The following is a 15504-nucleotide window of genomic DNA, read 5'->3' as shown; positions in this document are numbered from 1 at the left end:
TCCCCCGGCGGGGCGCAGCCATGGCCGGCGGTGGCCGGCGGTGGCGGTGCGGCCCTTCTCGCCGACCTGGCGGTGGACGGAGAGGTGGGTGAGGTCGACGGGGCTGCCGGTGGCGTTGCCGAACCGGACGTCGAAGTACACGTACGGGGAGTGCTCCGTCAGGTCCCACGCGCCGGCGACGCGCCGCTCTCCGGAACCGGCCCCGGGAGGGGTGAGCACCATCGGCGGGGTCCGAAGCCGGTACACGCCGAGGCCCTCGATCAACAGTGAGGACGGTGAGGACGAGGATGAGAGGCTCGACGCCCGGACGGAGCCCTCGGACATGGCACGTCGAAACCGAGAACCGGTGGTCATGAAGCACATCGTCAAACGGAGTGCCCGCGCGCTCCTCTTCGACGGCGAAGGGCGACTGGTGCTCATCAAGCGCACCAGGCCCGGCCAGGAGCCGTACTGGACCACTGCCGGAGGAGGAATCGAACCGGAGGACGAAAGCGTCGAGGCGGCTCTGCGGCGTGAGGTGTCCGAAGAGCTCGGCGGCCGGATCGAACGGGTCCGACAGGTCCTCCTCCTCACCGAGGAGGTGCCCGGCGGTGTCAGGCTCCAGTACGTCTTCGTCGCCCGGCTGGTCTCGATGGACCCGTCCGCCCGCACGGGACCGGAGTTCGACGATCCCGGGCGGGGAACCTACGACGTGGTCCGCGTTCCCGCCACGCGCGATGCCCTGGCCACCGTCCGGCTCCTGCCGCCGTCGCTCGCGGAATTCGTCCGGGGCGATCTCCACGGCCTGGTCGCCCTTCTGGAACACGAGGACGGAAGGACGTCGTGAGGCCGGTGCCCCCCAGGTCCGGGGCGTACCCGGGAGAGGTCGGGGGCATCGGTGGTTTCGGGGCACGGGTGGCACAGGCCTGAGCCGGGGTGGCCCCGATGGTCACCGAGCCGGTCGGCGGTGCGCACTCCACCGGCGGAACATCGGGGCCGTGCACCCGCCGGCGCACCGGAGACTCACTGCACCGGGACCGCCCGATCCGGAAGCGGTCGGGTCGACCTCCTTCGACGGGCCCTTCCTGTTCGATGCCTCCCCTTTGCTGCATGCCGCCAAAGCCGACCGTCCGGACGTCCCCGGTGATCTGGTCAAGGGCCGCGAGCGCCTGACCACTCAGTCGGTTCTGGACGAGGTGCGGCGCGACGACCGCCACGCGCGTGCCCTGGTGCTCCGAGCGGGCCGGGTTCGTACCGTGCCGACGGATTCCCTGCGGTTCGTGCACGCCTACGGAGTCTGGAGCACTCGGATGTCCCTCACAGACGACCACGACATCGGCGAGACCATCCCGTGCGCCTACGCCGAACCCCTGGGGCAGTCCCTCTTCCCCGTGATCTTGCTACCAGAGGCGATTTCAGCGCTTAACTCGCCTCTGGTAGCAAGATCACGGGCTGGGGGGAGGGGGTTATGCCTCTGAGCGGGCGATCGAGGCCAGGATGTACTGGGGGCGCTTCAGGTCCTGCCAGGTGAAACGGACGATGCGTACATCCGGATGCCAGCGTTGGAGGGCGTTCTGCCGCTCCCGATCCCTGAGCAGGGCCTGGGGGAGGCTGTGCGGCCCCAGCCCGTCCGCTTCGCCGATGAGTCGTTGCTCTTCCCACCAGAAGTCGGCGATGCCGATGGTCCGCCCGTGGCCGTCCAGGAAACGGCGTTGCAGGTCCGTGGGAGGCATTCCTCCGTCCACGCATATCAGGCGTACACGGGTCTCCAGTGGGCTTTCGGCCCGTCCATCGGCCAAGGGCCACCAGGAACGTACCCGTACGCACCCCTTGCGCCCTCGGTTGGCGAGTTCCAGCCCTTCGATGTCCTCTTCGAGGATGAGTCCTCGCTGTAGCGCCGAGTCCATGAGACAGACCGCGGTTTCCCGGTCCACTCGGAGCAGTGTGTCGCGCAGTGTTCTGACGGGATCGGTGAGGCGGATGCCGTGGAGGGCGGTGACTTCTTCGGGGGATGTCCGCCAGGAGTGCAGGGTGATGCGGTGATGGTGGCGCTGGGCCCCGAGCGCGGGGATGACCATGTGGACGGTGTGGCCGTCCCAGGGTGGAAGGCCCTGTACTCCCCAGAGGCGTGCCGCGGTCTCTCCGCCGGCGAAGGAGTGCGGGCCGAGCGCCAGTTGGGCGGCCATCGTCACCGAGCGAATGTAGGTGTCGGTGTTGGAACGGTCGATGAGATCCCGGACCGTGTAGACCCCGGTGTGCGGGTGCCCCCACGTGCCGTTGCGGATGAGACGGCGGGCATCGCTCTTGGTGATGCCGGCGCGGTGCGCCTGGTCCCAGCCGATTACTCCGTGTTGGCGGGCGGCGAGGTTGAGCGCGCTGCCGGGCACGGGCGGGGGCCGGTGCGGGGAACGGGGACTTCGCCGGGTGGCTGCCCGCCGACTGGGGCCTGTGTGCTGCTGGCTGGGGAGACGGCGGTCTGGATCGGAAGGGTTCATTCCTTTACCGTGCGGCGGATTCCTTCAGGAAGCGAGCCTCTCCTGTCAGCCTGTGGATAACTCTCCCCCCTTCCTCCGTGATCTTGCTACCAGAGGCGATTTCAGCGCTGAACCCGCCTCTGGTAGCAAGATCACGGAGGAAGGGAGGATGGGTGGAGTTTGTCGGTAATGGCGTTGCGCTGCTGTTTGTCGTGGTTCCGAAGGTGCTCGTCTGCTGTGGTGGTCTATCGGCAGCGACTGGTGAGAACGTCTGAACACCGACCAGGCGCGGGTCCGGGACTGTGCCAGGCAGCGAACAGGGCGTGCGTCGAGCGGACGATCTCGTTGCAGGACAGCGCCACCATCCCCGACCGGGGCGGACGCAGGCGCAACCCGGCCAGAAGGCAGAGTGCCACGAACGCGTGAGCGACCAACACCGGCAGACTCCACCGGTGCGATGAGGTCCCCTTCGTGCCGGGTGTGCTCGTCACCGGTCACCGGCTCGGGCGCGTTCTCCGTCCTTGAGGGAGATCTCCTCCTCGCCGGTGTCGTCGTCGGCCGGGTTCGCCCTGGTCTCGTACTCCAGGGCGGTGAGGAACCGCTCGGCGGGTTCGGGGAGCCTGCGCGGGGCGGTGGGCCCGTGCACCCGCCGGTGCGCCCCCGGGAACGCGAAAGCCCCTGACCGCTGCGCGTTTGCGCTGGTCAAGGGCTTAAGCCTGTGGGGTGAGTGACGGGACTTGAACCCGCGACTTCTTGGACCACAACCAAGTGCTCTACCGGCTGAGCTACACCCACCACGTCCGCCGGACCTCGCGGCCCTGCGTACGTATGAAAGCTTAGCGGACTCGGGAGAGTGCTTCGATCAGTTTTCCGGGGAGTCGTCGCGCGGCGCCACGCGACCGGTGCCGCCGGCGACCACGTCGGCGGCGATGGCGCGGGCGGTGGCCGAGTTCGGGCCGGGTTCGGGGACGAACGCGGCGGCGCGGTAGTAACGCATCTCACGGATGCTCTCGGTGATGTCGGCGAGGGCGCGGTGGCCGCCGTTCTTCTCCGGGCTCGCGTAGTAGACGCGCGGGTACCAGCGGCGCAGGAGCTCCTTGATGGAGGACACGTCCACCATCCGGTAGTGGAGGAAGTCGTCGATGCGCTTCATGTCCCGGGCGAGGAAGGTGCGGTCGGTGGCGATGGAGTTGCCGCACAGCGGGGCCTTGCGGGGTTCGGACACGTAGCGGCGGATGTGCTCCAGGACGGCGTCCTCGGCCTCGTGCAGGGTCACGCCCTTGTCGAGTTCTTCGAGAAGGCCCGAGGTGGTGTGCATGTCGCGGACGAAGTCGCCCATGGCGTCCAGTGCGGCCTGCGGGGGTTTGATCACGACGTCGATGCCCTCGTCGAGGATGTTGAGCTCCCCGTCGGTGATCAGACAGGCCACCTCGATCAACGCGTCGTTCTCGAAGTCGAGGCCCGTCATCTCGCAGTCGATCCACACCAAACAGTCGTTCATAACGGTCAGCTTAGGGGTTCTCGCGTAAGGGCCCGGACACGCGGCGGGGGCGCTCCGGTGAGGGGCGCCCCCGCGGACGTCAGTCCCAGATGAAGGGGTCGGAACCGCCGGGAGGCGCCCCGACGTTGAAGATCGCCCACATCCAGTCCCAGATGTCCCAGAACTGGAGGTAGGCCAGGAACCCGAGGATGAGGAAGATCAGCAGGAAGGTGAAGCAGCCGCAACCGCAGCCGCCCTTTTTCTTCTTCCTCTGCTGCGGTGGCTGCTGCGGGTAGGGCCGGTGCGGCGGGTGCGCCGGCGGCGGGCCCCACGGGGGCTGCTGGGGGCCGCCCGGCATGGGCGGGCCGCCCGGGGCCGAGGCGCGGGGGCCGGTCGGCGGGTAGCCGGGCGGGGGACCCTGCGGCGGGCGGTTCATCGGGTGCGGCGGTGGCATGGGGGGACCCTGCCGCGGGTGCGCCGGGGGCCGGTTCATCTGCTGCGGGGGCGGGAACGACGGGGCGTAGCCGCCCGGGTGTGGCGGCGGGCCCTGGCGGTACCCCTGCTGCGGGCCCGACGGGAGCGCGCCCCGTTGCTGGGGGCCGCTGGGCGGGTAGCCGGGCTGGGCGCCGGAGTGGGGCGCCGGGTAGGGCGGGGGCGCCTGGCGGGCCGGGTCGGGACGGCCCGGCGTCCACGGGGTGCCCGGCGCGGGCGTGCCCGGAACGGCCGGGGTGCCCTGGGCGGGCGCGTCCGGCGTGTTCGGAGTGGCCGCGGCCTCCGGCGGCGGCGCGGGGCGGTTGCGCTCCTCCTCGGCGCGACGCGCGGCCTCCTCGGCCTGGCGCTCGGACTCCTCCTCGGCGCGCCTGCGGTCCTCCTCGGCCCGCTTGGCCGCTTCCTCCGCCTGGCGCTTCGCCTCTTCCTCGCGGCGCTTGGCGGCCTCCTCCTCGGCCTGGCGGCGCTGTTCCTTGCGCTCCTCGGAGAGGTCGCTCCACCCCTCCTTGATGTTGCCCAGGAGCTTGTTGAAGCGCCCGCCCTTGCGGTCGTCCCCCTCCTCCTCGTCGGAGGCGCCGCCCGAGAACATCGGGTCGTCGGGGTCGAAGACGGCCGTGCCGCCCGCCTCGCCTCCCGGGGTGAAGACCTTGGTGCCCGGGGCCTCCCCGAACTCGTCCGGGTCGAAGACGGCGGTGCGCGGGGCCTGTCCGGCCTCGTTCGGGTCGAAGACCTTGGTGCCCGGGGCACGGCCGAGGTCGGAGTCGGTGAGGTCGGAGGTGGGGATGTCGTCGCCGCTCAGGTCGGCGGTGGGGGACTCGTCGTCGTGACCGGGGAGGTCGCCGGGGGACACACGGACGGTGGCGCCGTCGTCGACGTCGGCCGGGGGGCGGACGGAACCGGGGGAGACGCGGACGGTGGCACCGTCGTTGAGGTCGGCGGTGGGCTCCTCGTCGGAGGGGGAGGCCCAGGTGGGGTTGATGCGGACGGTGCCGGAATCATCGTCCGCCGGGGCGTTCGGCGGGGTGCGGTCCCGGCCGGGGGTGGAGGGGCCGATGCGGACCGTGCTCGGTTCGTCGTCCACGGGCGGGGCCGGCCGTGCGGCGTCGCGGGCCCAGGAGGGGTCGATGCGCATGGTGCCCATGTCGTCGTCGGCCCCGGGGGAGGGGCCGAGGCGGACGGTGCCCGGCTCGTCGTCGTCAGGGGACGGGCGGCCTCCGGGCCCGCCGAGGTAGGTGGTGGCGGCCTCCTCGTCGTCGGAGCCCCCGGTCCCACCTTGGAGTTCGTCGAGGGAGCGGGTGTGCCGCGTCCACTCTTCGCCGTTCCACCATCTGAGCGTCTGCGCGTCGCCCTGCGGGTCCGCGTACCAACCCGGCTCGATAGATCCACCCATGGGGGTCAGACTAAGGGGTTTCGGAACTGTGCTCGACCAGCGGAACCCCCTTCGTGGGTTTCGCGCGGGCCCGCCTTCGCCGCATCGATCCGAGGGGTGGTCAGGCGGTGACGGAGGGTGCGAGTTCCGGGTGTCGATCCCGCCGGTGGCCGCCGGTGGCCAGCAGCGTGACGGTGTCCAGACGCCCCGGGCCGGGGTCGGTCGAACCCGGTACCTGGTCGTGGCCGAAGTGCCCGCCCCGGGCCCACTCCCGCGCCCGCGCCTCGGTGGGAAGGTCGACCCCCGGGGGCCCCGCCGGCCAATCGCGTCGGACCCCCCAGGAGTCGAGCCAGTCCAGGACGGCCGCCAGACCGCGCATCGGCCCCTCGGTGAACGGCTCCCCGGTGTGGCCGACGACCGCGACGACCAGGCACACCCGCCCCTCGTCACCGTGGTCGACGTGACTCCCGTACACGTGGTCGACGCCCACCGCCGGGGTCCCGCGCCGGGTCGCCGGCAGGATCTGCGCGATCCGCCCGGACAAGGGGTTCCACACCAGGTGCACCGTCCGTCCCTCGGCGACCAGCCGGAGGGCCTCCTCCCGCGCGGACCACGCGTCCGGGTCCGCGCCCGTCACCGTCCACACGGCGCGCGGTGCGCCGATCCCGCGTGACGCGTGCGCGTCGCCGCCGTCGATCCGTTCGGCCTCGGGCATCCACGCGTTCGCCATGGCATTCCCCTCACGGTTCTTCGCGTCCGGGTCCTCTCTGGGTACGCCAACCCGGTCGAGAAGTCCATAGTGCTTCCCTTCGGGGACAGGGTCTTGTCACCTCCGGTTCCACGACGGGGACCGCCGTCGCTTCCCCCGGGATCCCGGGAACGCCGTGGGGGCGGGGACCGCACACGGTCCCCGCCCCCACGGGCGCTCGTCCGGCCGGACTCACTCCTCCGGGTCGGAGATGCGCAGGGAGAACGCCCGGATGAAGATGTCACCGATCTCCGTGGGGTCCTCGGTCATGTACGCGGCACCGCCGGTGGCCGCCGCGATCTGCTGGAGCGGCTCCAGGTTCTGCACGTCGGGACCGAACGCGATGGTGATGATCGGGATCGGTCGGGCCGGGCTGGCGATGGCGTCGATCTGCGACAGCAGCTCGTCCAGCTCCATGCCGCCGGGGTTGTCGTTGTCCCCGTCGGTGAGCATGAGGATGACGTTGTTGCGGTCGGGCCGGTAGGTCCGCGACATCTCCTGGTAGGCGGCCAGGTAGGTCTCGTACAGCGCGGTGTCGCCCTGTGGCAGCGGCTGGAGCGAGGCCAGCGACCCGGCCAGGATCTCGCGCTGCTCGGTGCCGTCGTCGGCGGCGGCCTGGAGTTCGCGGACCGGCGCGACCTCCTGGTAGTGCAGGTTGTTGTTGACGTCGGTGGAGAACTTCCACAGACCCAGCTCGGAGCTGGGCGAGAACATCTCCAGACCCTGGGTGGCGGCGGCGCCGGTCACCTGCATGCGGGTCATCCCGGTGCCCGGGACCTCGGCCAGCATCGACCCGGAGACGTCGACGATCGCGAGCACGCGCGAGTCCATCTTCATCTGGTTCCAGGTGAGGGTCAGGTCGGTGATGGAACCTTCGGACGGGGCGGGCAGTTCCTCGGGGGCGGTCTCCTGGAACCCGTGTTCGGCGGCCAGCAGCGACGTGTCCACCTCGTCGTCGGGGCCGCGGAAACCCTCGGCGAGGATGTGCTGCCGCGCCTCGTCCGAGCGGATCGCGGTGCGGAACGCCTCGGCGGCCCGGGTGATCTCGCCGTCCTCCGTGCGGACGATGTAGGGGTAGTCCAGGTAATAGGTGCCGTCTTCGAGGTAGTCGACCCGGACGGAGGTGTCGCTGTGGGCGGTGTTGTAGCGCCAGGCGGCCTGCTCCGACATCACCATGATGGGCGGGGCCTCCTCGCCGCCGCCGCTGAGCGCCAGGAAGGCCGCCTCCTCGTCGGCGGAGGCGCCGCGGTGCAGCGCCTGGAGGGCCGCGGTCATGGTGGCGTTGAAGGTGTCGTTGTCGGGGCTGGCCTCCTTCAGGGCGCCGTGCAGCAGGTAGAGGGTGCCCAGCCCGGTGGAGCTGCGCGCCGGGTCGACGACCCGGACGGTGTGCTCGGCCTGCTCGCCGGGAGCGGTGGTGGGCACGACGTCCATCCAGGTGGTGGGTTCGTCGCCCTCGGCGGCGTATGCGGCGAGTTCGGTGACGACCAGCGGGGTGCGGGCCACGGAGGTGCCGGTGTCGGTGATGACGGCGTCGCCGGACTGGCTCTGGACCAGGCGCGGCCACACTGAGGAGTCGGGGATCCACACGTCGGAGTCGGTGTCGCCCATGGTGGCGCCCGCGCCGGTGATGCCGAAGGCGACGTTGGCGGAGTCGACCTGGCGGACCTCGACGTGTACGCAACGGCCGTCGACGGCGGTCTCGGTGAGGTTGAAGTCCCGGGCGACCGCGTCGACGGCGGGAGCCAGTTCCGGGCTGGCGGCCACGTCCAGCTGGATGTCGGAACCGCCGCACCCGTCGGAGTTGCCGAACATGTACACGCCCACGCCCGCCAGGCCGACCACGATCACGAGGGCCGCGGCCAGGGCGGCGAAGGCTCCGCCGCGACCGCGACGGCGCCTGGACCGACCGGAGGGTTCTTCTGCGTATCTTCCGCGGTGACGTCCCACAGCTTTCCTCACGGGGTGGTGTGTACGGACGAATGTCGTACAAGGGGGATGACGGCGTTCAGGAGGGGCCCGTAGGTGGACGATACGGGCGGATCGGTGGACCGGCGCCGAAGGATCGGCGGATCGGTCATAGGTGTGTTACTGGTGGGAACGGTACTCAACCGGTCGGAGCGGGTGGGGCCCGACCGGACCGGAGCGGTCGGACCCGGGGCGGACGTGATCCGTCCCGCACCCCTGTGCATCGCCCTTCACCTTGGGAGATCCGGTCCTGATCGAAAGCGGCGTACTCGGAGAAGCGGTCCGACCGAAAATCGATTCCGATATCGAATCGAGATGCTTCCGGGCCTCCTCGGCCCCCGACCCCGAGCGCGGTGCGGACCGGGACGAGGACGGATCCTTCGGCCGCGCCCGGCCTCAGTTGTCGCAGTCGGGCACGCACAACCGCCGCGAGATCGAACTGAGGAAGATGTCGCCGATCTCGTCGGGATCGTCGGTCACGAACAGCGAACCGCTGGTGGCGGCCGCGATGTCGCGCAGTTCCTCCCGGTCGGCCTGCTCACCGAAGGCGATGATGAACAGGCTCACCGGCCTATTCGGCTCGAACCGGTCCTGGAGGGCCGCCACCAGCTCCCCGTGCGACAGGTCGCTGGACCCCTCGTCCCGGCCGGCGGTCAACAGGATGACGCTGTTGATCTTCTCCTCGTCGTAGACGGCCTGGACCTCGTCGTAGGCGGACAGGATGTTGTCGTAGAGTCGGGAGCCGCCGCCGTGCACGTCGATGGTCTCGGCGATCTCGATGAGCTCCTGGCGTCGGGTGGTCTCCTCACCCGTCTCGGCGTCGCCCAGCCGGTGCATGTCGGCGGCCTCCTCGCGGCCACTCTCCCCGTGGTCCTCCGACATCAGCCACAGGCCCATGTCCGTGGCGTCGGGGAACAGCGCCAGCCCCATCAGCGCGGCGCGCTTGGCGGCCTCCATCCGGGTCGGGCCGTCCTCGCCGTCGAGGTCCTCGGCCATGTTCGCCGAGACGTCGGCCAGGACCAGCGTGCGGCTGGGCATCGACAGACGGTTCCAGTCGGTGACCGAGGCCAGCAGCGCGTCGCCGGTCAGGTCCCCGTGCACGACGGGGTCGTCGGCGATGATGCCGGGCCGCGCCGACAGGGCGGCCGATGCCGTCCCGCCCGGATCGCGAAAGCCCAGCTCCCGCATCCGGTCGCGGTACGCGTCGTCGCGCAGCACCTCGTACAGATCCGCGGCGGCCGAGCGCAGGGAGGGGTCGTCGGTGGTGGTGACGTAGGGGTGGTCGAGGGAGACGGTCCCCTCCTCGGGGTAATGGGCCCGCAACAACGGCGCGGCCCCGGGCCGCGAGGCGTTGTAGGACACCACGGCCTGCTCGGGGACCACGATGACCGGCGCCGGCCGGTCCCCGCTCAGGGTGGCCCCGGTGAAGAAGGTGGCCAGGTCGATCTCGCCGAAGGCGCTGTCCGTCTGCACGTCGCGGACGAAGTCGGTCATGGCGGTGTCGGCGGCGTCCCCCGAGCCCAGGTGCCGGCGGACCGCGTGCATCACCGTCATGCCGTCGGCCCCGCGGTTGGGGTCGACCATGACCAGCGGCCGCTGCGGATCGCGCTCGCCGGGCAGCACCAGGGTCCAGCCGGTGTCGTCGGGGTCGGGCATGCCCTCGGTGCCCTCCGGCGCGGCCAGGACCACGGGGGAGGCGGCCAGCGACGGCGGGGCGGTCTCGATGCCGTGGGTGCCGCCCGCGGACATGCGGGTCAGCTCGACCCAGGCGGAGGACTCGGGCACCCACACGTGCGGCGTGATGGTGGAGTCCGCCCCCGATCCGCCGGCGAGGGCGGCCATGATGCGGTGCGGCGCGATCTCGTCCACCTGTGCGTACACGCAGTCCCCGTTGTAGGAGGGGCGCGCGGAGTTGAACTCGGTCGCCGCCTCGCGCAGGACCGGGGCCAGGCTCTGGGTGGCCGACACCCGCAGGTAGCGGGTCTCGTCACAACCGAGCATGCCGATCCCGACCGGAACGGCGATCGCGGCCGCCACGACCAGTGCGACGACGACCGCGCTGATCCCCAGGGGGGACCGGACCAGTCGGCGGGTCGTCGTGACGGTCGGTGAGGGAAGTCGATGGCGTCCAGTGGACACGGGCACTCCGGGGGCGTTGCTGCGGCCGGTCCCCGCGGGGGCGGGCGGGGTGCGCGGGGAGTCGGCGCGGACATGGGGACGGTGACATGGGGTGCGCCGCCGGGCACCCCGAACGGGGGAGCGTGAACCACCGCGCGCCCGGTGACGTCATAGAGGGCGAAAGGACGTCCACCCTACGACCCCATATGACCTGAGCCACTCTCCGCCATCGTCACTTGGACCTTACTCGTTGGTAACGCGGGAACGGAAGGGCCACCGGGAACGCGCGGAACGCTCTCCGACCGGCCCCGCGACCCGCGGCCGACACGCTGCCCTCCGACCGGAGTGGGTGATCTCTTTGTTACGGTGCTCACCGAGGAGCATCACCGTCTTCCCGTTAGGCTGGGGCACCGCCCCTGGAGTCCATCCGTGCACACGCTCCCCCCGGGTGCCGACGAACGCGGCGGACCTTCCTGTGACCGACGACCCCCGAGGGTTCTCGCATGTCCCATGCTCGTGATCAACGGCGCCGAGGATCACTCGGCACCGGTCTGCTCGCCGGTGCCTGTTGCGCCGGCGCGGTCGCCTATGGGGTGATCGTCGGCCCGTCGATGCTGCCGCCGCAACAGGACGTGCAGGCCGCCACCGCGCTCAGCCCCGACCTGGCCGGTCTGGAGGTCGAGGCCGAGGGCGACGGGACGAGCGCCCCGCGAGGCCCGATCGGCGTGCTGGAGATCCAGGTCAGCGATCGGGACCGGGCCTGGGTGCAGACCCTGGTGTGCGAAGGCGACGCGGAGTTGGACCCGCCGGCCTGCGCCGACCTGGCCGCCATCGCCGCGGAGTTCCAAGGCGAGCCCGGCGGCAGCGCCGAGCACCCCAGCGCCGGTGAGGACAGGGAAGGGGAAGCGGAGGAAGAGGGCTCCGACGAGCAGACCCCCGAGGAGATCGCCGGGATCACCGTCGAACCCACGACCGCCGCCCTGCCCGGCAGCGAGGCGTTGTTCACCGAGGTCAGTCAGGGCACCGTGTGCACCGACAAGGTGTACGGCCCCCAGGAGGCCGTCATCGTGGGCGTCTGGGAGGGGCACGAGATCGAGACGACCCTCAACCGCAAGGGTTCCTGCGAGGAGGCCCGCTGGCAGCGGCTGCGCCCCCTCACCGACCGGATCATGTAGCGCCGACCGATCATCCGCCCGTGCCCGGCCCCGTGCCGGGCACGGGCGTGACCGGGGATAATCGTCGACCATGCACGTCATCGAGATCGACGACCCCGCCGACCCCAGGCTCGCCGACTACACCCGTCTACGGGACGTGAACCTGCGCCGCCACCTGGAGGCCGAGCACGGGTTGTTCATGGCCGAGGGGGAGAAGGTCATCCGCCGGGCCGTGGCCGCCGGCTACGCGCCGCGCAGCCTCCTCCTCACCCGACGGCGCGCCGAGGCGCTCGCCGACCTCGACGTCGACGCGCCCCTGTACCTGGTCGAGGAGGAGACCGCCGAGCGCCTCGTCGGCTTCGACCTGCACCGGGGCGCCCTGGCCGCCTTCCACCGCGGGCCGCTCCCCTCCCTCGATGAGGTCCTGGCCGGGGCACGGGGCATCGTCGTCCTGGAGGACCTGGTGGACCACACCAACGTCGGGGCGATCTTCCGCAGCGCCGCCGGACTGGGCGTGGACGCCGTCGTCCTGGCCCCGCGCTGCGCCGACCCGCTGTACCGGCGGTCGGTCAAGGTGTCCATGGGCGCCGTGTTCACGCTGCCCTACACCCGACTCGACGACTGGTACGGGGGGCTGGACGAACTGCGCGAGGCCGGGTTCCACCTCATGGCGCTCACCCCCGGCGAGGACTCCCGCCCGCTGCGGGAGGCGATGTCCGCCGTCGACCCGGACACGGGCGTGGGCCTGCTGTTGGGGACCGAGGGCGACGGGCTCTCCGCGCGCTGGCTGGAACGGGCCGACGCCCGTGTGCACATCCCCATGTCCGGCCGCGACGTGGACTCCCTCAACGTCACCGCGGCCGCGGCGATCGCCTGTTACGAGCTGACCCATCGCGGGGGCGCGGGCGTGCGGGTCCACCGGGGCGGACCCTGACCGGTCGATAGTGTGTCGGCGGACACCCGCGCCGTCAGGAGGAGCCATGCCCGGTCGAGCACTCGTGCAATGGGAGGAGAACCGGCGCAACGCGCCGGCTCCGCTCACGGTGGACGTCTACACCGGGGGCCCCGCCCCCGAGGGCCTGGACGGGGTGGTGTTCTACCAGGTGCCCTACGCCCCCTCCACCCAGGGGGTCGACGAGCGCCTCGACATGATCGCCCGCATGCCCGATCTGGAGGTCGTCCAGCTGGTCTCGGCGGGGTACGAGCACGTGCTGCCGCTGCTGCCCGAGCACGTGACCCTGTGCAACGGGCGTGGACTGCACGACGCCAGCGCCGCCGAGCACACGCTGGGGCTCATCCTCGCCGCTCAGCGGGACCTGCCCCGGTGGGCGGTCGATCAGCGCGAACACCGGTGGGCGCCGGCGCCGTCGCGCTCCCTGGCCGACCAACGGGTGATGATCGTCGGGTACGGGAGCATCGGCAAGGCCATCGAGGACCGGTTGCTGCCCTTCGAGACCGAGGTGGTGCGGGTGGCGAACCGGGCCCGTCCCGAGGAGGGCGTGCACGGGGTGGGGGAACTCCACGCCCTGCTGCCCGAGGTGGACGTGGTCGTGCTGATCACCCCATTGACCGAGCGCACCCGGGGCCTGTTCGGGGCCCGGGAGTTCGCCCTGCTGCGCGATGACGCCCTCGTGGTCAACGTGGCCCGGGGGCCGGTGCTGGACACCGGTGCGCTCCTGGCCCAGAACGGTCGGGTGCGCGCCGCGCTCGACGTCACCGATCCCGAGCCGCTGCCGGTGGGTCACCCGTTGTGGGACGCGCCGGGGGTGTTCGTGACCCCGCACGTGGCCGGTGGGTCGGTGACCTTCTACCGCAGGGCCCGCGCGTTCATGGACGCCCAGCTGGCCCGTTGGGCGGCGGGGGAGGTTCTGGAGAACGTGGTCCGCCCCGGACGCTGACCCGGGCGACCGGGCCGGATCGGACGTCCGGAATGTCGGTATCGGTGATGAGAATGACCGTATGAGGATCGCGGTGGTCGCCGACGGCGAGGGCGGAGGGTGGCTGCGCCCGCTCGACGGGGAGTCCCCCGCCCGGCGGGTCGACGATCTCGCCGCGGCCGTCCGCGCCGGTGAGGCCGAAGCCGACCGGCCCCGCTGGGTGTGGGCCGACACCCGCGACGTCCACCCCGAACTGGTGCGCGCCGGGGTGCGGGTCGAACGTTGTCACGACGCCGCGCTCGTCGAGGCGCTCCTGCTCGGATACGCGGGGCGCCACGGTGAGCCCCGCTCCCTCGGCGCGGCCTGGGCCCGTGCGCACGGCCGGCCCGTGCCCGAGGATCCCCTCGAACCCGCGGGGGAGGGGGTGGCGGCCCAACCCGCGCTGTTCGAGGCCGACCGCTCCACCCTGCCGCCGGGCACCGACCGGTTGGACGCCCTGGTGGAGGTCCACGCCGAGCAGTCGCGTCGACTCGCGGAGCTGCCGGGCGGGATTTCCCTGCTCGCGGCGGTGGAGTCGGCGGGCGCGCTGGCCGCCGTGGAGATGAGCCACGACGGGCTGCCCTGGCGGCCGGATCTGCACGACCGCATCCTCACCGGTCTGCTGGGGCCGCGCCCGCCCGCGGGCCGTCGACCGCCGGTCCTGGCCGATCTCGCCACCCGGATCGGCGAGGCGGTCGGCCGCGAGGTCAACCCCGATTCCCCGGCGCAGGTGCTCAAGGCGATGGCGTGGATCGGCCACCCCGTCGACTCCACCCGGGCCTGGGTGCTGGAGCGGATCGACCACCCGGTGATCCCGCTCCTGCTGCGCTACAAGGAACTGTCGCGTCTGCACTCCGCCAACGGATGGGCCTGGCTGGAGACCTGGGTCGACGAGCGCCGGGACACCGACGGGCGGCGGTCGGGCCGGTTCCGCCCCGACTACGTCGTGGGCGGGGTCGTCTCCGGGCGCTGGGCCACCCGGGGCGGCGGCGCCCTCCAGATCCCCAAGGCGGTGCGCGGCGCCGTCCGGGCCGACCCCGGATGGGTGCTGATCCGCGCCGACGCCGGACAACTCGAACCGCGCATCCTGGCGGCGGTCTCCGGGGACACGGCCCTGGCCGAGGCAGCCGCCGAGGACGACCTGTACGCCCGCCTGGCCGTGCACACCGCCGGCGACCGCGAGCGTGCCAAGATCGGGCTGCTGGCCGCGATGTACGGCCAGACCGGTGGAGACGCGGCACCGCTGCTGGCGCTGCTGCGCCGCCATTACCCCCGGGCCCTGGAGTACGTGGACGCCGCGGCCCGCACGGGCGAGGAGGGCGGCCGGGTCCGCTCCTGGCTGGGGCGCACCTCGCCCTCGCCCCTCGGGTGGGAGCGGCGGACCTCCGGGCCCGACGGCGACCGCCACCGTCGGGCGCACGGCCGGTTCACCCGCAACTTCGTCGTGCAGTCCGGGGCGGCCGAGTGGGCGCTGGTGCTGTTGGCGTCGCTGCGTCTGCTGATGCCCGGGGCGGTCGTGTTCTTCGTGCACGACGAGGTGGTCCTGCACGTGCCCCGTGAACGCGCCGAGGAGGCCGTTCACGCGATCGATGTCGCACGGGAGCGGGCGAGCACTGTTCTGTTCGGGGACACTCCGGTACGATTCCCCCTGGCCGTCAGTGTTACAGAGGGCTACGAAGGCACCACCCCACCCCCATGACCCCCCCAACCCCCCGGAAAACGGACGGCGTGGGCTTCTTGCAAAGGCGACCGGGTCCGCCCATTCTTGGATTCGGAACGTCGACGGAGGAGCGCGCGCCGTAGGGGTCCCCC

General features: G+C 71.8%; 12 protein-coding genes and 1 tRNA gene. 5 read left to right on the top strand and 8 right to left on the bottom strand.

Translation table 11 applies throughout. The features are described from left to right. Positions 1-352: 352 nt before the first annotated feature. A complete protein-coding gene (locus tag RM479_RS03885) occupies positions 353-826 on the top strand; it encodes an NUDIX hydrolase (protein WP_311510444.1) in 474 nt (157 codons plus the stop codon). 619 nt (positions 827-1445) lie between these two features. On the opposite strand, the gene RM479_RS03880 is transcribed toward RM479_RS03885, so the two are convergent. From RM479_RS03880 to RM479_RS03845, 8 genes are all read right to left on the bottom strand, one after another. Continuing rightward, positions 1446-2366 carry a type IV toxin-antitoxin system AbiEi family antitoxin domain-containing protein gene (locus tag RM479_RS03880; RefSeq protein WP_311510304.1) on the bottom strand — a complete coding sequence of 307 codons (921 nt, stop codon included), beginning with the start codon at positions 2364-2366 and terminating at the stop codon, positions 1446-1448. Positions 2367-2940: 574 nt separating this feature from the next. Continuing rightward, positions 2941-3159, bottom strand: coding sequence for a hypothetical protein (locus RM479_RS03875; RefSeq protein WP_311510303.1), 219 nt, complete (start codon positions 3157-3159; stop codon positions 2941-2943). A gap of 13 nt (positions 3160-3172) precedes the next feature. Next, positions 3173-3248, bottom strand: a tRNA-His gene (locus RM479_RS03870). Positions 3249-3315: 67 nt separating this feature from the next. Further along, positions 3316-3954: an oligoribonuclease gene (orn, locus tag RM479_RS03865; RefSeq protein ID WP_311510302.1), complete on the bottom strand. Its 639-nt coding sequence runs from the start codon at positions 3952-3954 to the stop codon at positions 3316-3318. Positions 3955-4033: 79 nt separating this feature from the next. Further along, the gene (locus RM479_RS03860) at positions 4034-5812 is read right to left on the bottom strand and encodes a DUF2510 domain-containing protein (protein WP_311510301.1); all 1779 of its coding nucleotides are present in this window, start codon (positions 5810-5812) and stop codon (positions 4034-4036) included. 100 nt (positions 5813-5912) lie between these two features. Next, positions 5913-6521, bottom strand: coding sequence for a hypothetical protein (locus RM479_RS03855; RefSeq protein WP_311510300.1), 609 nt, complete (start codon positions 6519-6521; stop codon positions 5913-5915). A 210-nt stretch (positions 6522-6731) separates the two neighbouring features. After that, positions 6732-8486 carry a substrate-binding and VWA domain-containing protein gene (locus RM479_RS03850; protein ID WP_311510299.1) on the bottom strand — a complete coding sequence of 585 codons (1755 nt, stop codon included), beginning with the start codon at positions 8484-8486 and terminating at the stop codon, positions 6732-6734. 414 nt (positions 8487-8900) lie between these two features. Beyond that, the gene (locus tag RM479_RS03845) at positions 8901-10643 is read right to left on the bottom strand and encodes a substrate-binding domain-containing protein (protein WP_311510298.1); all 1743 of its coding nucleotides are present in this window, start codon (positions 10641-10643) and stop codon (positions 8901-8903) included. A gap of 482 nt (positions 10644-11125) precedes the next feature. On the opposite strand from RM479_RS03845, the gene RM479_RS03840 reads away from it, so the two are divergent. From RM479_RS03840 to RM479_RS03825, 4 genes are all read left to right on the top strand, one after another. Next, a complete protein-coding gene (locus RM479_RS03840; RefSeq protein ID WP_311510297.1) occupies positions 11126-11797 on the top strand; it encodes a hypothetical protein in 672 nt (223 codons plus the stop codon). 70 nt (positions 11798-11867) lie between these two features. Beyond that, positions 11868-12710, top strand: a complete 843-nt coding sequence (locus RM479_RS03835; protein WP_311510296.1) for a TrmH family RNA methyltransferase — start codon at positions 11868-11870, stop codon at positions 12708-12710. Positions 12711-12756: 46 nt separating this feature from the next. Beyond that, the gene (locus tag RM479_RS03830; protein WP_311510295.1) at positions 12757-13674 is read left to right on the top strand and encodes a 2-hydroxyacid dehydrogenase; all 918 of its coding nucleotides are present in this window, start codon (positions 12757-12759) and stop codon (positions 13672-13674) included. Positions 13675-13735: 61 nt separating this feature from the next. Continuing rightward, a complete protein-coding gene (locus RM479_RS03825; RefSeq protein WP_311510294.1) occupies positions 13736-15391 on the top strand; it encodes a bifunctional 3'-5' exonuclease/DNA polymerase in 1656 nt (551 codons plus the stop codon). Positions 15392-15504: the final 113 nt, after the last annotated feature.

Source organism: Nocardiopsis lambiniae, from assembly GCF_031845465.1.
Taxonomy (GTDB): domain Bacteria; phylum Actinomycetota; class Actinomycetes; order Streptosporangiales; family Streptosporangiaceae; genus Nocardiopsis; species Nocardiopsis lambiniae.
The sequence above is the reverse complement of the archived record's forward strand: the minus strand, read 5'-3'. Positions and strand labels throughout refer to the sequence as shown.